This window comes from Pseudomonas lurida (assembly GCF_013522705.1).
GTDB lineage: Bacteria > Pseudomonadota > Gammaproteobacteria > Pseudomonadales > Pseudomonadaceae > Aquipseudomonas > Aquipseudomonas quebecensis.
On record NZ_JAAMRE010000031.1, the window covers coordinates 25,470 to 45,193 of the forward strand.

Sequence of the window (19,724 nt, forward strand, 5' to 3'; positions counted from 1 at the left end):
ACCCGCTGCGGATTCTGCGCGCGGCAGCACCCGAATTATCAGGGATACGTGTAGGGTGGAGATGCACAACCGTCGGACCGTGTAGCACTAGGCTTATATTTAGACGCTTCATCTCGTCCACAGTCGCCGGTTGATTCCTCCTCCTGACCTTAGCTTTTGTTGAAGTGGTGCCTTTGTCACCACCGCTAACAAGCAGGACGCGTCCGTCGCATACCGGCCCAATTGGCCGATTTTGCTGGACACTGGAGTGGCCAACCACTCTTGACGCACCTGACACCGACCGTGAGAAGTCGTGTGTGCCGAACGCCGTTTCCGGCAGCCCGGAAACCGACGGTACAACATGAAAAGAATGCTGATTAACGCAACTCAACCCGAAGAGTTGCGTGTTGCACTCGTAGATGGCCAGCGCCTCTATGACCTGGATATCGAATCCGGTGCACGCGAGCAAAAGAAGGCCAACATCTACAAAGGCCGTATTACTCGCATCGAACCAAGCCTTGAGGCTGCCTTTGTCGATTTCGGCTCCGAGCGCCACGGCTTCCTGCCCCTCAAAGAAATCTCCCGCGAGTACTTCAAGAAAGCCCCCGAAGGCCGCGTAAACATCAAGGACGTCCTGAGCGAAGGCCAGGAAGTCATCGTCCAGGTCGAAAAAGAAGAACGTGGCAACAAGGGCGCCGCCCTGACCACCTTTATCAGCCTCGCCGGCCGTTACCTGGTCCTGATGCCGAACAACCCGCGTGCCGGCGGCATCTCCCGTCGCATCGAAGGCGAAGAGCGCAACGAACTGCGTGAAGCGCTCAACGGCCTGATCGCTCCGGCCGACATGGGCCTGATCGTGCGCACTGCCGGCCTGGGCCGCAGCAGCGAAGAAATGCAGTGGGACCTCGACTACCTGCTGCAACTGTGGACCGCCATCAAAGAAGCCTCCCTGGATCGCTCCGCGCCGTTCCTGATCTATCAGGAAAGCAACGTGATCATCCGCGCCATCCGCGATTACCTGCGCCAGGACATCGGTGAAGTGCTGATCGACAGCGTTGAAGCCCAGGACGAAGCCCTGACCTTCATTCGCCAGGTGATGCCGCAGTACGCCAGCAAGATCAAGCTGTACGAAGACAGCGTCCCGCTGTTCAACCGTTTCCAGATCGAAAGCCAGATCGAGACCGCTTTCCAGCGCGTGGTCGAACTGCCTTCCGGCGGTTCCATCGTGATCGACCCGACCGAAGCCCTGGTGTCCATCGACATCAACTCGGCGCGCGCCACCAAAGGCAGCGACATCGAAGAGACCGCCCTGCAGACCAACCTGGAAGCGGCTGAAGAAATCGCCCGCCAGCTTCGCCTGCGTGATATCGGCGGCCTGATCGTGATCGACTTTATCGACATGACCCCGGCCAAGAACCAGCGCGCCGTGGAAGAAAAAGTCCGCGAATGCCTGGAAGCCGACCGCGCCCGCGTGCAGGTTGGCCGCATCTCGCGCTTCGGCCTGCTGGAAATGTCCCGTCAGCGCCTGCGTCCATCTCTGGGCGAGAGCAGCGGCATCGTCTGCCCGCGTTGCAACGGCACCGGCATCATCCGTGACGTTGAATCGCTGTCCCTGGCGATCCTGCGCCTGATCGAAGAAGAAGCCCTGAAAGACCGCACCGCCGAAGTCCGCGCGCAAGTGCCGATCCCGGTGGCCGCATTCCTGCTCAACGAAAAACGCAACTCGATCACCAAGATCGAACTGCGCACCCGTGCCCGCATCGTGATCCTGCCGAACGATCACCTCGAGACGCCGCACTTCGAAGTACAGCGCCTGCGTGACGACAGCCCGGAAGCCCACAGCGGCCAGTCCAGCTACGAAATCGCCGCTGCCGCCGCGGAAGTGGAAGAAGTCCAGCCAGCCGCCGCCACCCGCACCCTGGTTCGCCAGGAAGCTGCCGTGAAGACCGCGCCGGCGCGCGCCAACGCGCCGGTTCCGGTTGAAGTCGCCGCGCCGGCTGCAGCACCGGCCGCAATGCCTGAGCCGAGCCTGTTCAAAGGCCTGGTCAAGTCGCTGGTCAGCCTGTTCGCATCCAAGGAAGAGCCTGCCGCCGCCCCGGTCGTGGTTGAAAAGCCTGCCACCGAGCGCCCGGCACGTAATGAAGAGCGTCGCAACGGTCGCCAGCAGAGCCGTAACCGCAACGGCCGCCGTGACGAAGAACGCAAGCCGCGCGAAGAACGTGCACCGCGTGAAGAACGCGCGCCACGCGAAGAGCGCCAGCCTCGCGAAGCCCGCGAAGACACGCCGACCGTAGCCCGTGAAGAACGTGCACCGCGTGAAGAGCGCGCGCCACGCACCCCACGCGCTCCGCGCGAAGATCGCAAGCCTCGCGGTGAGCGTGAAGAGCGCGTACGTGAACTGCGTGAGCCGCTGGACGCTGCTCCGGCCGTTGCCGCTGCCGCCGCCACCGAAGAGCGCCCGGCTCGCCCGCCGCGCGAAGAACGTGCGCCGCGTGAAGAACGCCAGCCTCGTGCCCCGCGTGAAGAGCGTCAACCGCGCGCCGAACAGGCCGCTGCCGCCAGCGAAGAAGAAGTGCTGACCGGCGAAGAGCAACTGCAGGAAGACGGCCAGGACAACGCCGAAGGCGATCGTCCACGCCGCCGCTCCCGTGGCCAGCGTCGTCGCAGCAACCGTCGTGAGCGTCAGCGCGACGCCAACGGCAACGTGATCGAAGGTTCGGAAGAAACCGGCGAACACACCGAAGCCGGTACCCAGCAACCGACTGGCGACGAACTGGCCGCCGGCCTTGCCGTCACCGCTGCCGTGGCCAGTTCGGTTATCAGCGCACCAGCTGAAGCCCAGGCCCACGAGCAGGCTGAACGCGCGACCGCCGCTGTCGAAGAGACTGCTGCCGTGCAAGCCCCGGTTACCGAAACTGCGGCCGTTGAGCCTGCCGTGGTGGAAGCCCCGGCGGTAGAAGCAACGACCCCGATCGAAGCCCCCGTGGTTCCGGAAGTGGAAGTAGCACCGGTTCGCGACGCCCAGCCGGTCACCGATGTGATAGCCGTTGAGGTTGCGCCGCAGGCTGAGCCTCAGGCAGTGGTGGAAGCAGCGATTGAAGCACCGGTCGCCGAAGAAGCCGCCCCGGCAGTGCGTGAAGTTCGCGAAGAACAGACCGCCTTCCAATGGAACGCTGAACCTGCCGCTCCGGTTGAAGCACCAGCGCCTGCCCCTGTGGCAGAAGAAGCACCAGCGCCGGTTGCCGAAAACGTGGTAGTCGAGCCGACGCCAGTCGTCGAGCCCGCGCCGGTCGTCGAGGCCCCTGTGGTCGCCGAGGTTGCAGCCCCAGTGGTTGAAGCCGCGCCAGTCACTGCCCTGACCGAAAATGGCCGCGCCCCGAACGACCCACGTGAAGTGCGTCGCCGTCGCAAAGAAGCTGAAGCAGCTGCCGCTGCGGCAGCTGCTCAAGCCTCGGTTGAACCGGTGGCAGAACCCGCCGCCCCTGTCGCTGACGAAGCCCCGCGCGTCGTCGAAGAAGCGGCAGAGCCCAAGGCCCAGGAAGCAGAGCACGAGCCTAAACCTCTCGCCTGATTCCATCAGCCACTAAAAAGCCCCGCCTGAGTGATCAGGCGGGGCTTTTTTGTATCGCTCAGCGGTAATTCAACAGCGCAGGTACGTCCACATCCCACAACACCCCCGGATCGTTCACCGGCACCTGGGTGACATCTGCCTGAGTGAACAAAGACCTGGCGCCGCGATCACCCGTCAACGCCATTAACCCCGGCCCGAAATCACCACCAAAGGCCACAGGGTGCCCATAACGGCCGGCTTGCACAGGCACACGGATGCCCTCTCTGGATAACCCCTGGATCACCTGCTCGATGCTGGATGCCTGGATAAACGGCATATCCCCCAGCAGCACCAGCCAGCCCTCGGCGTTATCACTGGCCGCGACGGCCGCCGCAAGGCTCTCACCCATGCCGGCGGAGCACAACGTCAGGACTTGGCAGCCGTAGGCTTCAGCCAGCCGAATGACGTCGGTGCGCTCCGGCAGTGTCACGACCCAGCGCTCAACCACAGCGGCGGGTAGGTTGACCAGCACCTGCTCAATCACCGGCCGGGTCACACCGTCCAGCCCCACGCAGGGCGCCAGCAATTTGTCCTGGTCGGCCCCGGCTTCGGCGCGGAAACGGCTGCCCTGCCCCGCCGCCAGCACTATCGCCGTGACGGTCACTCAGCCAGCACCGGCAAGGGTTTTTTCTGCATAGGCGCCACGCCGTTCTTGATCGCGACAATTTCCGCCATCAGCGACAAGGCGATTTCCGACGGCGTGTGACTGCCGATATGCAGGCCGATCGGCCCGTGCAACCGCGCAATCGCCTGCGCCGTCAGCCCCAACGCCGCCAGGTTGTCCCGGCGTTTCTGACTGTTGACCCGCGAGCCCAGCGCGCCGATGTAAAACGCACGGGAGTCCAACGCCGTCAGCAGCGCCATATCGTCCAGGCGCGGGTCGTGGGTCAGGCAGACGATAGCCGTACGCTCGTCGGTCTGGATAGACAGCACCGCTTCATCGGGCATGCCCGGCACGAAGCGCCCGTGCTGCGCCTCCCAGCCGTACACGAACTCTTCGCGGGGATCGCAGATGAGCACTTCGAAATCCAGCAAGCGCGCCATTTCCGCGACGTAGCGCGACAGCTGCCCGGCGCCGATCAGCAGCAGGCGCCAACGCGGGCCGTAGATGGCGCGCAGGCGTTCACCGTCAAAGCTCAGACCATCGGTTTTGGTGGCGCCGCTCAAGGTGACCTCGCCCGTGGTCAGGTTCAGCTCCCGTGCGACAATCTCATGGGCCTCGCAGCGTGCCAGCAGGTCGGCGACCCATTGCCAGTCCTGCACCCGCTCTTGGGTCAGGCGCAAGGTGCCGCCGCAAGGCAGACCAAAACGTGCGGCTTCGTCCTGGGTGACGCCGTAGGTCACTAACTGTACCGGCGGACCGTCGTCTACCAGGCGGCCGTCGTGCAGGCGGGCAATCAGGTCATCTTCGATGCAACCGCCGGATACCGAGCCGATCACCACGCCATCGCCGCGCAACGCCAACATGGCGCCCGGTGGGCGTGGCGCGCTGCCCCAGGTCTGGACCACGCTGTACAACACCACTCGCTGCCCGGCGCGGCGCCACTCCAGTACGCTACGCAGAACATTCAGATCCACACTGTCCATCAAGCCTCCCGCGGTCACTATCGCGCTCACTGTAAATCAAAAAATCGCCCGAAGTGCCGAGCCATAAACGCAAACGCCCCGAACATGTCGGGGCGTTTGTGCAAGGCTGGGGGCGTCAGTTCACGCCATCAGCGTCTTACTTGACCACCGGTGCAGGACCTTCGGCCACGCCCAGGTCATCGAGTTCACGGGATTCGGAAATACCGGTACCGCCCGACGCCAGCTCGCTCTGCAGTTTATCGGTGTCCAGTTCCTTGACCCACTTGGCCACGACGATGGTAGCCACGGCGTTACCCACCAGGTTGGTCAGCGCACGGGCTTCGGACATGAAGCGGTCGATGCCCAGGATCAGCGCCAGACCGGCGACCGGCAGGTGGCCGACAGCCGACAGGGTCGCCGCCAGGACGATGAAGCCGCTGCCGGTCACGCCCGCAGCACCCTTGGAAGACAGCAGCAGCACCAGCAGCAGGGTGATCTGGTGGGTGATATCCATGTGGGTGTCGGTCGCTTGGGCGATGAACACGGCGGCCATGGTCAGGTAGATCGAGGTACCGTCGAGGTTGAAGGAGTAGCCGGTCGGGATCACCAGACCGACTACGGATTTCTTCGCGCCAAGACGCTCCATCTTGATCAGCATGCGTGGCAGCGCGGATTCGGAGGAGGACGTACCCAGAACGATCAGCAGCTCTTCACGGATGTAGCGGATCAATTTCAGCACGCTGAAACCGTGGGCGCGGCAGATGGCGCCCAGCACCACGACCACAAACAGCACACAGGTGATGTAGAAGCAGATCATCAGCTGGCCCAGTTGCACCAGCGAACCCACACCGTAGGCACCGATGGTGAACGCCATGGCGCCCAGGGCACCGATCGGCGCGAGCTTCATGATCATATTGATGATGTTGAACATCACGTGGGCGAAGCGATCGATGAAGTCCAGCACCGGTTTGCCGTAGGCACCCAGGCGGTGCAGGGCAAAGCCGAAGATGACCGAGAACATCAATACTTGCAGGATGTCGCCGTTGGCGAAGGCGCCGACGATGGTGTTCGGGATGACGTTGAGGATAAAGCCAACCACGCTCTGGTCTGCACCGGCGGTCACGTAGGCCGCGACTTTAGAAGCGTCCAGGGTGGCTACGTCGATGTGCATGCCGGCACCCGGCTGCACCACGTTCACCACCACCAGACCGATCAGCAGGGCAATCGTGGAGACGATTTCAAAGTAGAGCAGCGCGTAGCCGCCGGTCTTGCCCACCGATTTCATGCTCTGCATGCCGGCGATGCCGCTGACAACGGTACAGAAGATGATCGGGGCGATGACCATTTTGATCAGTTTGATGAACCCGTCACCCAGTGGCTTGAGGGCCACGCCGGTCTGCGGGTAGAAGTGACCGAGCAAGATACCGATAACGATTGCAACGATCACCTGGAAATACAGGGATTTGTAGAGTGGCTGACGAGTCGTCATTGCAAAATTCCTCAAACGTCCCGTGTGGCAAATATCCGCCATTGCCCACGACACTTGAATTGCGAACCCTCCTGCACTGGAGGGATTTGTTGTTTGTGAGGGCAGTGGGATAAATCTTTCACTGCCTTACCTGTCGACCTATCGCAAACGCCGTGCCACTTTGCATAAATCCGCTGAAGGCCTTTAGACACCGGGGCCGGCGGTTTCAAGCCGCCACCAACGCAGATCAATACGTGGCGGTTTTCCGCCGCACCGCTCTACAGTGCCCTGCAATTTGGCGGATATCCGCCTTGCCGCGCCCGCCGGGCGGTGGCTACCATCCGCCACTCCATGGACGAGGGCCCCGCATGCGTGAACGAACCATTGCCAGCCACTTTGCCCGCGCCGCTCTGGGGGGTGCGCGTCGGGCCGGTCATGACTATTCGGCCCTGCTGCAGCAGGTGGGCATCCCTCAGGAACTGTTGACCGAACCCCGCGCCCGCATCGCGCCGGAGCAATTTACCCGGCTGTTGCAAATGCTCTGGCTGGCGCTGGACGACGAATACCTGGGGTTCGCCGATGGCCCCAGCAAACGCGGCACCTTCGCCATGATGTGCCACGCGTTGATCCACTGCCGCACCCTGGAGAAGGCTCTGGAACGCGGCTTACTGTTTTATAGCTTATTCCCGCAGGGCCCGCGTTGGCAGCTGACGCGCGAGGGCGAAATGGCGCGCCTGAGCCTGGACCATTCGCAACTCTGGGACCCGGACCACTTCCTCAGCGAGTGCCTGCTTGTGATCTGGCACCGCCTGGGCAGTTGGCTGATCGGCCAGCGTATCCGATTGCACCAGGCCACCTTCGCCTACCCCAGGCCGCCCCATGCCAGCGAATACGACCTGCTGTTCCCCTGCACCCAGGTGTTCGGTGCACCGCACAGCAGCCTGGTGTTTCCGGTGCGCTACCTGAGCCTGCCGTTGCTGCAGGACGAGCGCACCCTCAAGCATTTCCTCGCGCGCTCCCCGGCCGACCTGTTATCGCGCCCGGATGAAGGCGACAGCCTGAGCAGCCAGTTGCGCCGCCTGCTGAGCCGCGACCGCACGCCCTGGCCCGACCTGGAAGCGGTCGCCCAGCATCTGCATATCAGCCCGCAAACCCTGCGCCGGCACCTGCGCGAAGAAGGCACCAGTTTCCAGGCGCTCAAGGATGAATTGCGGCGGGACATCGCCATCTACCACCTGGGGCGGGCGGATCTGTCCTTGCAGCAGATCGCCGAGCAGTTGGGTTTTTCAGAACCGTCGGCGTTTCATCGGGCGTTCAAGAAGTGGACGGGGCTGACACCGGGCGCCTATCGGGCGCAGGAGAGCTAGCACTGCGTCATGTGTGAGGACCTCATCGGGGGCTTGCTATGGTGAGCGGGCTTGCCCCGTGCATGGCCAGCCCAGCCACTGAAGATCACACGGCGGGGAAGTGAATCCTGAACGCCGCGCCGCCCAGGGGTGAATCGTCCAGGGTCAGCCGCGCACCGTAGCTTTCGATAATGTCCTTGACCACCGCCAGGCCGATGCCCTGCCCAGGATGCTGGCGGTCCAGGCGCTCTCCGCGTTGCAGGATGCGCGCCCGCTGGTCCGGCGGCACACCGGGGCCATCGTCTTCGATGCACAGTTCCGTGCCGTCTTCGTTTTCGATCAGGCTGATGCGCACCTGGCTCAGGCACAGGCGGTAGGCGTTCTCCAACAGATTGCCGAGCAACTCGAGCAAGGCCCCCTTCTCGATGGGCACGTCGCACGCCTGGGGCAACTGGAAGGAGACCGTCACTGCTTTGTCGCGGTACACCTTGCCCAATGTGTCGCACAGGCTCTGGACCACCGGTTCCAGGCGCACCTGATGGCGCACCAGGCCGCTCTTGCGCAGGCTGGCACGCTGCAGCTGGTAGCTGATCTGCTGGCTCATGCGTTCGATCTGCGTTTGCAGTACCCGGGCCTGATCGCGGTCTTCTGGGCGCTGGGCCATGTCTTCGCTCACACCCTGCAACACCGCGAGCGGGGTTTTCAGGCTGTGAGCCAGGTCGTCGAGGGAATCGCGGTAACGCGTGCGTTGTTCGCGCTCGCTGTGCAACAAACGGTTCAGGGAACCGGTCAGACGCAGCAGTTCGCGGGGATGCTGTTCGGACAGGCTTTCGCGGGTACCGCCTTCGATCTGGTCCAGTTCCTGGCTCAACCGCCGCAACGCCTGCAGGCCCCAGGTCAGGCCCAGCCACAGCAGAGTCAGCAGCACCAGCAACGCCGCGCCGAAGCCCAGGTAGAGGTTTTCGCGCAGACCTTCGAGGGTCAACTGGTATTCGCGCACCGGTTGTAGGGCGACGATACTGAATGCCGCGCTCTTGCCGCCGAGCAGCTTGACCTCGACGTCATACACGAAGAATTCCTGGCCATTGGCCTCGCGAATCCTTGCAAACTCGTTGCCGCGCCCGTCATAGCGCGGTTTGTAATTGATGTTTTCTTCGCGGGTCGCGCGCGAGCGCCACACCAGGTGCCCTTCGCGGTCGTAGATATAACCCAGCAGCCGGCTGTCGGCGAGGTTGAAGCGTTCATCCGGCAGTTGCGCCGGCATCAGCAAGTGGTTGTTTTCCACCCGCGCGGCGGAGATCAGCGTGGTCACATCCGACGCCAGGCGCTGCTCGATGGAATCCTGCAACGCCAGGCTGAACGCACCTTGCATCGCCGGCAGCAGGCCGAGCATAAACAGCACGGCCAGGGTGGCGGCCGCCAGCATCAGTCTCACACGTAACGAGCGAATCAACGGCAGCGCTCATTAAACAGATAGCCCAGGCCACGCACGGTGTCGATCGGCTTGAACCCGGCCGGGCCTTCCAGTTTGCGGCGCAGACGACCGACCAGCACTTCGATGACATTCGGGTCGCGCTCGTCATCATCCGGGTAGAGCTGTTCCATCAGGCGGTCCTTGGCGACCACTTGCTGGTGATGGCGCATCAGGTATTCGAGGATGCGGTATTCGTAGGCGGTCAGCGCCAAGGGCTGTTCGTCGAGGGACGCCTGCTTGCGGTTGATGTCCAGCAGCAACGGCCCGGCGACGATGGTGGACTGGGTAAACCCGCTGGAGCGGCGCAACAGTGCGTTCATGCGGGCTTCCAACTCTTCGAACTGGAACGGCTTGACCACATAGTCGTCGGCGCCGGCGGCCAGGCCTTCGACCTTGTCCTGCCAGTTGCCGCGCGCGGTGAGGATCAGAATCGGGAACGTCTTGCCCTTGGCGCGCAACTGGCGGATCAGGTCCAGGCCGCCCATGCCCGGCAGGCCCAGGTCGACGATGGCCAGGTCGTGATTGAACTGGCCGGTCTGGTACAAGGCCTCCTCGGCATTGGCCACGGCCTCAACCACATGGCCGCTGTCGGTCAGGCGGGTAAACAGGTGATGGCGCAGCAGCGCCTCATCTTCCACCACCAGCAATTTCATAGGGCTCTCCAAAGCGTATCAACTGTCCGACTGGGTGACATCATAGCGGCCCTGCAGGTCTTGCGGGCGCAGTTTGATGCCATTGAATTGACCGGTCAGCTGCGCATAACCGACGCGGTAGGCTGGCTGCGGGGTCGTCGCGCCCAAGGCCTGGCCCCACGGCGAGGTCTGGCTGCCCGCTTCTTCGAAGCTCACACGATGGATCAGGTTACTGGGCTTTCTGGTTTTCTCCCTGCCGAATTCGGCGAAGGCGCCCTCCGACGCCTGCGCTCCGGCAGCGGCACTCAGCAGGGTCAAGGCCAGCATCAGCTTTTTGATCGCAGTCATGGTGTTACCTCATACGCGTTTGGCTGTCCGGCCAGACTACGCAGGCGCCCCTGAACTCCCCCTGAACAGGCTCTGAACCTGGCCTGAACCGGCGCGGGCTATCCTGTGAGACGGCAACTGGGCAAAATACCGCCCCATGAATCTCCTACCCGCTTGCTGCACTCCGCTCGACGCCCGCTGGCCCCTGCCCGATCCACTGGCGGGCACGGTGTTGCTCAGCACCCGTTTCGATCCCGCGATGCTGGCGGTGGACGATTTTCAACGCTGCGCCGTGCCGCCACCGGCGAGCATCCAGCGTTCGGTCGCCAAGCGTCAGGCCGAATTCCTGGCCGGCCGCGTGTGCGCCCGCGCCGCCCTGCACCAGCTCGGTCATCCCGATTGCATCCCGGCGATCGGCGCAGATCGCGCGCCGGTTTGGCCCCCCTCTATCAGCGGTTCCATCACCCACAGCACCGGGCACGCCGCCGCAATTGTCGGGCACACGGCGCAATGGCGCGGCCTGGGCATGGACCTGGAAAATTTGCTGAGTGCCGAACGGGCGCAACGCCTGGCCGGGGAGATTCTGACCGCCGATGAACAGCAACGCATGGCCAGACTCAAGCCAGAGCAGGTCGCGCTGCTGGTGACACTGACGTTTTCGCTCAAGGAAAGCCTGTTCAAGGCGCTCTACCCGCTCGTGCACAAGCGCTTTTACTTTGAGCATGCCGAGCTGCTGGAGTGGTCTGACACAGGCCATGCACGCCTGCGGTTGCTCACGGACCTGTCCCACGAATGGTGCCAGGGTACGGAGCTGCAAGGCCAGTTCGCACTGGACGACGGTCAGTTGCTGAGCCTGGTGGCCGTGCAGGCCCAGGCGTGCTGATCAGTGCGCGTGCTTATCCTGGTCCCTCGGCCAGCTCAGGCTGAAACACGCGCCGCCCAGGTTGTTGCTTTTGCTGATCAACGCTCGCCCGCCGTGCCAATAAATGATGCGCCGCACGATCGACAAGCCCAGCCCATGCCCGCCGGAAGCGCGGGTGCGGCTGTCGTCCAGGCGCAGGAACGGCGTGAAGATGCGCTCCCAGGCGCTTTCCGGTACGCCGGGGCCGTCATCTTCCACGTCGATACGGCAGCGTACCTGCCCCACCTGATAACTGATCAACACTTGGCTGCGGGCGTGACGCATGGCGTTGGTCACCAGATTCTGCAGCGCGCGGTGCAGGTAGCGCGGCTCGGCATCGACCCGGGCGCCGTCCCAAACGGCCGATGACAGGCAAATGCCGCGACTGACGACGATAGTCGGGCGCAGTGGCGATAATTCGCCGATCACCTGATCGAGCAGCCCATCCAGGTCCACGCGCTGGAAATTCAGCTCCGGCGACCCCTGCTCCAGTCGCGCGTAGGTCAGCATTTCATCCACCAGGCCGTCCAGATCCTGGATATCACTGTCCATGCCCTCCAGGTATTTGCGGCGCGCTTCAGACGTAGCGGCCTCGCCAAGCATCTCCAGGCCAAAGCGCAGGCGCGCCACCGGCGTGCGCAGCTCATGGGACACCGCACGCACCAGTTCGCGCTGGATCGCCAGCAACTGCTGCAAGTGCTCGGCCATGCCATTAAAGGCCGCCGCCAGACGCCCGACCGAGTCCGCGCCCCGGGCCGGCACACGCACATGCAGGTTGCCCTTGGCGATACGCGTGGCGGCGGCTTCCAACCCTTTGAGCCGACGTTCCAGCTGGCGCACCAGGAAATACACGATCAGGCCGATCAGGGTCAGGCCGATCAAGGCGATCAGGATCAGCCATTGCGCCGGATACGGGTTCATCTGGTACAGCGGGCCGATCTCCAACACCCACGGCGTGCCGACCATGCCGGCAAACACACGGATCGAGTCGCCGCCCTTGCCCAGCGCCATCACCGTATCGCCCTCGGAGACGCGCCGGCGCTGGTCGTCATCCATGTCGGCCTGGTCCAGGGTCATCAGGCGCATGTCGAAGCCAAAGCCTTTGGTCTCCTTTATAGCCGCCAGCCGTTGAGGCTGTTCCGCCACGGGATAGCGCACCAGTTCGTCGGACAGCAGGTAAATCGTCGCGCGCGCCAACTGTTCGCTGATTTGCTGCACTTCGCCGGTCAGTACCAGTTGTTCCTGCTCGCTGACTAACCGCACCACCCGCGCCGCATGCGGGCCGGTCTGTTGCACCAGCACCTGGCCGCGCTGCAGGCTGGTGCGCTGGCCCAGGTCCAGGCGGGCGTCGGCGAAGGTGCGCAACTCCAGCGGTATGCCGAGTAAACGCTCCCACACCGCCAGGGCGCGCTGGCGTTCGATGCGGTTCATGGGCTGAAGGTTGTCGCCCATCAGGGCAAATGTGCCGTGGGCCAGGCGCTCGCGGTATTGGTCGCTGCGCACCTCGTTGAGCAGGTGCAAGGCAAGCACGCCGAGCAGCGCCACCAGGATCAGTGCGGCACACATACCGCCATAGATGCGCAGGAAGATTGAGTTCACAGCTGCAGGTCGACGGCGGCTTCGGGGACGAACAGGTAGCCTTTGCTGCGGATGGTCTTGATCAGGCGCGGGTGGATCGGGTCGTCACCGATTTTAGGGCGAATGCGCGAGATGCGCACATCAATGGAGCGGTCCTGACCGTCGTAGCCGACGCCGCGCAGGGCGATAAAGATTTCTTCGCGGGACAGAATGCGCCCGGCATTCGCGACCAATAGCCACAGCAGGTCGAATTCGGCGCTGGTCAGTTCGATACCGGCGTCATGCAGCCACGCCTCACGCAACGCGCTGTCCACCACCAGCGGGCCGAATTGCAGGCGCCGCTCAAGCGCCAAGGCCTGCGCTTGCGCCGGCTCGCTGCGGCGCAACAGCGCCTGGATCCGTGCCAGCAGCAGGCGCGGGCGTACCGGTTTGCACACATAATCGTCGGCCCCCAGGTCCAGGCCCAGCACCTGGTCCATATCGTCGGTGCGCGCGGTGAGCATCAGGATGACGCCGTCGTAGCGCTCACGCACCTTGCGACAGATGCTCAGGCCGTCTTCGCCGGGCAGCATCAGGTCGAGGATCACCAGGTCCGGCTGCTCGCGGATGATGCGCTCAGCCGCCAGCGCCCCATTGCCTTCCACTGCGACCCGCAGACCGTTGCTTTGCAGGTAATCGCGCGTCAGCTCGGCCAGTCGCTCGTCGTCCTCGACGATCAGTATGTGCCAGGCGTCGTGCTCCATCAGCTACCTCGGTTGTATTTATTATTGGAGCGAGCGCGCTCGCGAAAAGCCCAGAGGCCCGCAAGCACGCGCCTTAAGTTGTCATGTGGCGCGGACAAACTAGCGCCGATTGTAGCCATGGGCCAGCCCTCAAACACAAGGCGGGAAATCCATTCGGTGATCGTGTTTTTTTGTGATAGGGTTCGCGCCCTTCGAAAAGGGCACCCTGGTTTTTTGGACGAAACATTTCATGACAAACGGTCCGACGCAGTGGTAACGCGGCCTACAAGACCATTGCACCTTTCATACACATTTTACCCACAGCGTTATCCACAGGTTACTGCGTTGCTAAGCCCTCCAAAACGCATTATCTTGTAGCTCGGCGGCATCGAAGACCCTACATGTAGCGTTTTCGACCTAAACGCCCAACCACACAAGTGGCTCGAAACTCAAGCGCTTTATTTGTTAGTGCAGCGTGGAACCAACCGATTTTCAGTAGACCAAACCGCTCACGCGGATGGCACCTGTTTCTCCATCCCGATATGGAAAACGGTACGGGTGTTGCAGGAAGAGCCTGGCACTCGCAATCAAATATAGAACGTGGAGACATCCCCCCATGCAAACCGACACAACTCGCGAGAACCCGCAGGGCTCCGTGCCGCAGGCCGCCGATTCGACTATGGATCTGTCCGCCACCGCACCTGGCCAGCTGCGCGTGATCAAGCGTAACGGCACTGTCGTTCCTTACACCGATGACAAAATCACCGTCGCCATCACCAAAGCGTTTCTTGCAGTTGAAGGCGGCACCGCTGCCGCTTCGTCGCGCATCCACGACACCGTTGCCCGCCTGACCGAACAAGTCACTGCGACCTTCAAGCGCCGCATGCCTTCGGGCGGCACCATCCACATCGAAGAAATCCAGGACCAGGTCGAACTGGCCCTGATGCGTGCCGGCGAGCAGAAAGTGGCTCGCGACTACGTGATCTACCGCGATTCGCGCGCCAAGGAACGTGCCGTGCGCACGCCCGCCGAAGAAGCGGCGGTACAAGCGCACCCGTCGATCCGCATCACCCTGGCCGACGGCAGCTTCGCGCCGCTGGACCTGGGCCGCCTGAACACCATCATCACCGAGGCCTGCGAAGGCCTGGAAGAAGTCGACGGCGACCTGATCCAGCGCGAAACCCTGAAGAACCTGTACGACGGCGTGGCCCTGACCGACGTCAACACCGCCCTGGTGATGACCGCCCGTACCCTGGTTGAACGCGAACCGAACTACTCGTTCGTGACCGCGCGCCTGCTGATGGACACCCTGCGTGCCGAAGGCCTGGGCTTCCTGGGCGTGGCCGACAGCGCCACCCACCACGAAATGGCAGAGCTGTACGCCAAGGCCCTGCCTGCGTACATCGCCAAGGGTATCGAATTCGAATTGCTGAACCCGGTCCTGGCCACTTTCGACCTGGAAAAACTCGGCAAGGCGATCAACCACGAGCGTGACCAGCAGTTCACCTACCTGGGCCTGCAGACCCTGTACGACCGTTACTTCATCCACAAGGACGGTATCCGTTTCGAACTGCCGCAAGTGTTCTTCATGCGCGTGGCCATGGGCCTGGCGATCGAAGAGAAGCACAAAGAAGACCGTGCGATCGAGTTCTACAACCTGCTGTCGTCCTTCGACTACATGTCGTCGACCCCGACCCTGTTCAACGCCGGTACCCTGCGTCCACAGCTGTCGAGCTGCTACCTGACCACCGTGCCGGACGACCTGTCGGGCATCTACCACGCGATCCACGACAACGCCATGTTGTCCAAATTCGCCGGTGGCCTGGGCAACGACTGGACGCCGGTGCGCGCACTGGGTTCGTACATCAAGGGCACCAACGGCAAGTCCCAGGGCGTCGTACCGTTCCTGAAAGTGGTGAACGACACCGCCGTAGCGGTCAACCAGGGCGGCAAGCGCAAAGGCGCTGTGTGTGCCTACCTGGAAACCTGGCACATGGACATCGAAGAGTTCATCGAGCTGCGCAAGAACACCGGTGATGACCGTCGTCGTACCCACGACATGAACACCGCCAACTGGATCCCGGATCTGTTCATGAAGCGCGTCTTCGATGACGGCAAGTGGACCCTGTTCTCGCCCTCCGAAGTACCGGACCTGCACGACCTGACCGGCAAGGCCTTCGAAGAGCGCTACGAGTACTACGAAGCCCTCACCGAGTACCCAGGCAAGGTCAAGCTGTTCAAGACCATCCAGGCCAAAGACCTGTGGCGCAAGATGCTGTCCATGCTGTTCGAAACCGGCCACCCATGGCTGACCTTCAAGGACCCGTGCAACCTGCGCAGCCCGCAGCAGCACGTGGGCGTGGTCCACAGCTCGAACCTGTGCACCGAGATCACCTTGAACACCAACAAGGACGAGATCGCCGTTTGCAACCTGGGCTCGATCAACCTGCCGAACCACATCGTCAACGGCAAGCTGGACACCGCCAAGCTGGAGCGCACCGTCAACACCGCCGTACGCATGCTCGATAACGTGATCGACATCAACTACTACTCGGTGCCGCAGGCGCAGAACTCCAACTTCAAGCACCGCCCGGTGGGCCTCGGGATCATGGGCTTCCAGGACGCTTTGTACCTGCAGCACATTCCTTACGGTTCGGACGCTGCGGTCGAGTTCGCCGACAAGTCCATGGAAGCGGTCAGCTACTACGCGATCCAGGCTTCCTGCGACCTGGCCGACGAGCGCGGCGCCTACGAGACGTTCCAGGGTTCGCTGTGGTCCAAGGGCATCCTGCCGCTGGATTCGCAACAGATCCTGATCGAAGCCCGTGGCCAGAAGTACATCGACGTTGACCTGAACGAAACCCTGGACTGGGCACCGGTACGTGCTCGTGTGCAGAAAGGTATTCGTAACTCCAACATCATGGCCATCGCACCGACCGCCACCATCGCCAACATCACCGGCGTGTCGCAGTCGATCGAACCGACTTACCAGAACCTGTATGTGAAATCGAACCTGTCGGGCGAATTCACCGTGATCAACCCGTACCTGGTGCGCGACCTCAAGGCCCGCGGCCTGTGGGACTCGGTCATGATCAACGACCTGAAGTACTACGACGGTTCCGTGCAGCAGATCGAGCGCATCCCGCAGGAACTCAAAGAGCTCTACGCGACTGCGTTCGAAGTGGACACCAAGTGGATCGTTGACGCCGCCAGCCGTCGTCAGAAGTGGATCGACCAGGCGCAATCCCTGAACCTGTACATCGCCGGCGCTTCGGGCAAGAAGCTGGACGTGACCTACCGCATGGCTTGGTACCGTGGCCTGAAAACCACTTACTACCTCCGTGCCCTGGCCGCGACCAGCACCGAGAAGTCGACCATCAACACCGGTAAGCTGAACGCAGTGTCCAGCGGCAACCACGGTGATGATTCGGTACTCGCCGCCCCGGCCGGCCCGGCGCCAGTGCCAAAGGCCTGCGCGATCGACGAGCCGGATTGCGAAGCTTGCCAATAAGCTGAGCCCGCTGGGTTAACCAGCCCCCGTTATGCTTATCGCATACCGGGGGCTTTGTTTTGCCGGATGAACAGCGCCGCGACTAGAACAAGACGGTTGCAATACCCGATCGAGGCATGCCGCCGCGTTTGCCCCACAACTCAATACGGCCCTCAATCACGGCCATCGAATGACCGTCGTATTCCACCGTCCCCACCTTGCTGCTTCTCAAGTCAGCATCGGTTGCCGGCCGGTAACGTCCCCTCAAACCCAAACGATCCAGCCCTTCACGCGAGTGTTCACCATCGTTGAGGCTGTTCATGGCCGCCTGAAAACTGCGTCCGGCGCTACCATCGTTGTTTTCCATCTGCGCCCGCTTGGCGCTCGCGGCATACATGAAGTTGGCATCGGTCATCATTGCCGGGTCATCGCCCTTGAAACGCGCATGAGTGGCCGCCTGCCTCACTTCATCCTTGGACAAAGACAGCTGGAAGCCGTCACGCATGGTCACTTCATAGCCGTTGCCAACCTCCTTGACCTCTTTGAAAACGTCCGTAGGTTCTTGGCCGTACTGCATCATTGCAGCCTTTATTGCCGATACCGTCACGCAATTGCCGTCAGGCCCCTGGCTGAACCCACTCCAGATATTGTTCGGCTTCTGCCCGGGGCTGCTCGTGTCGGGCTTGTAGTTATAGTGCCTTGAGCCTTCGGTAATCGGCTTGTGGCTCATCGACTCGCTGGGACCGAACCCGCCGCGGCCAGGAAAATGACCGCCGCCACCGCCACCGCCGCCACCAGGCGATGGGGGCGCGGGAGAAGGAGAAGGCGCATCCGGAAACAAATCCGGAAACAGCATCTTCAACAGCTCAAGCCATCGCCGGGACCATTCGTCCTTGAGTTGCTCGAGGATCTTCTTGAACGCCTCGTCCCCCAGCGCTTTGCGCTTCTCATTGAGCTTGTCGCGTAGCTCCCGGACGGTCTGGCTCTTGCCGGTACTTTGGGCGTCGTCCAGTTCCTTGAGCAGTGCTGCGACGGCGTTCTTAGTTGCGCCCGCGTCCTCGCTGATATCGTCTGTCGCGCCCTTGCCGCTCAAATAAAGCGGTGCCGCTGCAGCGGCCCCGGCAAAACCCACCTGCCACTGATTTCCCATCGCTGTCCCCACCCCAGATCACAAGCTCAACGGCTTGCCGCCTCCTGGGTGGCATTGAGGGCGTAGGGCGTTCCATACGATATTCGTCAGAAAAAAAAACCCCTCGATCGAGGGGTTTTCAGTCAAGCGCGTGACGCCATGGCATCAGGTCATCTGAATGATGGTCTGCATGATGGTGCTTTGGGTGGAGATGGTCTTGGCGTTCGCCTGGTAGTTGCTCTGGGCCTTGATCAGGTCCACCAGCTCGTTGGTCAGGTTGACGTTGGAGTTCTCCAGGGAGTTGGCCACGATCGAGCCCAAGGTCCCGGACTGCGGGGTGTCGTAACCTGGCTGGCCCGAGGCGAAGGTTTCACGCCAGGAAGTGCCGCCCGCCGGCTGCAGGCCTTGTTCGTTGTTGAAGCTGGCCAGAGAAATCTGGCCGATGGCCTTGCTCTGCTGGTTGCTGAACGTTGCGAACAGTACACCGTTGCCGTCGATTTTGAGGCCGGTGATCTGGCCGGTGGCATAACCGTCGGTCACCGGTGGGTTACGGTAGGTGGCCGAGTTGTACTGGGTGATGTTAGCCATGTTGATGGCGATACCGGTCGGGTTGGCATCCGCGCCGTTTGCCTTCCATACGCCGTTGGTCACGGTACCCGGTACCCACCCAGTAACGTTCAGGGTCGTGCTGGAAACGGTACCGGTCAGAATACCGGTGAGTTTGCCGGCACCGTCAAAGCTCAGGGTCGACGGTACAGGCGGCGTCGAAGGCGTGCCGGTCGGCGCCGAACCGTCCGGGTTGCGGCCATCGATCAAGGTATAGGCGTTCCACTTGTTGCCGTCGGTTTTCACCAGGTACTGCACCATCGGGTGCGCGTTGCCTTGGGAGTCGTACAACGTGGTGCTGTACTGGGTGGTGAACGTACTGGTATCGGACGGGTTGAACGGCTTGAGCGTCTGGTCGATCACCGGCTCAGAGGAGTTCAGGTTACTGGTGGAGTCCACTTTGGTGGACGCCTTCGGCGGCAGGTTGGACAGGTTCAATTGCAGGTCGGTCAGGCCGCCTTTGATGATCTTGCCGTCGTCATCCGCAGCGTAACCCTGCAGACGCGAGGTGCCGGTGTTGTTGGTGATGTAGCCGTCCTTGTCGGCACGGAACGCACCGGAACGGGTGTACTCCAGCGAACCGTCGCTGCCCTTCTGCACGAAGAAGCCGCCGCCCTGGATCGCCATGTCCAGGATACCGCCGCTGCCGTTGACGTCGCCCTGGGTGAATTGCTGCGACACCGCCGCCAGGTTCACGCCGTTACCGATGCTGTTCTGGCCGGTGCCCAGTTTGGACGCGGCGTAGATGTCGGCGAATTCCGCACGGGACGACTTGAAGCCGGTGGTCGCAACGTTGGCGATGTTGTTGCCGGTCACGTCCAGCTGTTTGTTGGCCGCATAGAGGCCGCTAAGGCCGATGTTAAAAGACATGTTTCTCTCCCTCTGCCGTATTTAGC

The 19,724-nt window shown here is 62.5% G+C and carries 14 protein-coding genes; 4 read left to right on the forward strand and 10 right to left on the reverse strand.

Features of this window, described 5'->3' with window-relative positions; genetic code table 11:
• The first annotated feature begins 340 nt into the window (after positions 1-340).
• Entirely contained in the window at positions 341-3,550 is a 3,210-nt protein-coding gene (gene rne / locus G7025_RS21895; protein ID WP_375139347.1) for a ribonuclease E, read from the forward strand.
• Between the two features lie 58 nt (positions 3,551-3,608).
• On the opposite strand, the gene G7025_RS21900 is transcribed toward rne, so the two are convergent.
• The 3 genes from G7025_RS21900 to G7025_RS21910 form a co-directional block, all read right to left on the reverse strand.
• Positions 3,609-4,193 (reverse strand): nucleotidyltransferase family protein, encoded by a 585-nt coding sequence (locus G7025_RS21900; RefSeq protein WP_181081177.1) that lies wholly within the window; start codon positions 4,191-4,193, stop codon positions 3,609-3,611.
• On the reverse strand, positions 4,190-5,176 hold the full coding sequence (locus G7025_RS21905; protein ID WP_181081178.1) for an XdhC family protein: 987 nt from the start codon (positions 5,174-5,176) through the stop codon (positions 4,190-4,192). Before G7025_RS21905 ends, G7025_RS21900 begins: the two co-directional genes overlap by 4 nt.
• Positions 5,177-5,312: 136 nt before the next feature.
• Positions 5,313-6,644: a dicarboxylate/amino acid:cation symporter gene (locus G7025_RS21910; protein ID WP_181081179.1), complete on the reverse strand. Its 1,332-nt coding sequence runs from the start codon at positions 6,642-6,644 to the stop codon at positions 5,313-5,315.
• Between the two features lie 347 nt (positions 6,645-6,991).
• Here G7025_RS21910 and G7025_RS21915 point away from each other — a divergent pair, with 347 nt between their 5' ends.
• Positions 6,992-7,990, forward strand: coding sequence for an AraC family transcriptional regulator (locus G7025_RS21915; protein WP_181081180.1), 999 nt, complete (start codon positions 6,992-6,994; stop codon positions 7,988-7,990).
• An 85-nt stretch (positions 7,991-8,075) separates the two neighbouring features.
• Here the strand turns inward: G7025_RS21915 and G7025_RS21920 are convergent, their stop codons facing one another.
• From G7025_RS21920 to G7025_RS21930, 3 genes are read right to left on the reverse strand one after another with little or no spacing between them, the layout of a single operon-like run.
• The gene (locus G7025_RS21920) at positions 8,076-9,422 is read right to left on the reverse strand and encodes an ATP-binding protein (protein ID WP_181081181.1); all 1,347 of its coding nucleotides are present in this window, start codon (positions 9,420-9,422) and stop codon (positions 8,076-8,078) included.
• The gene (locus G7025_RS21925) at positions 9,419-10,096 is read right to left on the reverse strand and encodes a response regulator (RefSeq protein ID WP_181081182.1); all 678 of its coding nucleotides are present in this window, start codon (positions 10,094-10,096) and stop codon (positions 9,419-9,421) included. The genes G7025_RS21920 and G7025_RS21925 overlap by 4 nt, the downstream gene beginning before the upstream one ends.
• Positions 10,097-10,114: 18 nt before the next feature.
• Positions 10,115-10,423, reverse strand: a complete 309-nt coding sequence (locus G7025_RS21930; protein WP_181081183.1) for a hypothetical protein — start codon at positions 10,421-10,423, stop codon at positions 10,115-10,117.
• A gap of 136 nt (positions 10,424-10,559) precedes the next feature.
• On the opposite strand from G7025_RS21930, the gene G7025_RS21935 reads away from it, so the two are divergent.
• A complete protein-coding gene (locus G7025_RS21935; RefSeq protein WP_181081184.1) occupies positions 10,560-11,285 on the forward strand; it encodes a 4'-phosphopantetheinyl transferase family protein in 726 nt (241 codons plus the stop codon).
• Here G7025_RS21935 and G7025_RS21940 read toward each other — a convergent pair whose 3' ends face one another.
• Both G7025_RS21940 and G7025_RS21945 read right to left on the reverse strand, forming a co-directional pair.
• Positions 11,286-12,902, reverse strand: coding sequence for an ATP-binding protein (locus G7025_RS21940; protein ID WP_181081185.1), 1,617 nt, complete (start codon positions 12,900-12,902; stop codon positions 11,286-11,288).
• Complete coding sequence (locus tag G7025_RS21945; RefSeq protein WP_181081186.1) at positions 12,899-13,624, reverse strand: response regulator; 726 nt, start codon at positions 13,622-13,624, stop codon at positions 12,899-12,901. Before G7025_RS21945 ends, G7025_RS21940 begins: the two co-directional genes overlap by 4 nt.
• 595 nt (positions 13,625-14,219) lie before the next feature.
• Between G7025_RS21945 and G7025_RS21950 the strand changes: the two genes are divergently transcribed.
• Positions 14,220-17,114 carry a ribonucleoside-diphosphate reductase subunit alpha gene (locus tag G7025_RS21950; RefSeq protein ID WP_141155820.1) on the forward strand — a complete coding sequence of 965 codons (2,895 nt, stop codon included), beginning with the start codon at positions 14,220-14,222 and terminating at the stop codon, positions 17,112-17,114.
• An 82-nt stretch (positions 17,115-17,196) separates the two neighbouring features.
• Here the strand turns inward: G7025_RS21950 and G7025_RS21955 are convergent, their stop codons facing one another.
• Together G7025_RS21955 and flgE are read right to left on the reverse strand one after the other, a co-directional pair.
• Positions 17,197-18,243, reverse strand: a complete 1,047-nt coding sequence (locus G7025_RS21955) for a hypothetical protein (protein WP_181081187.1) — start codon at positions 18,241-18,243, stop codon at positions 17,197-17,199.
• Positions 18,244-18,387: 144 nt separating this feature from the next.
• A complete protein-coding gene (flgE, locus tag G7025_RS21960; protein WP_181081188.1) occupies positions 18,388-19,698 on the reverse strand; it encodes a flagellar hook protein FlgE in 1,311 nt (436 codons plus the stop codon).
• Positions 19,699-19,724 lie beyond the last annotated feature (26 nt).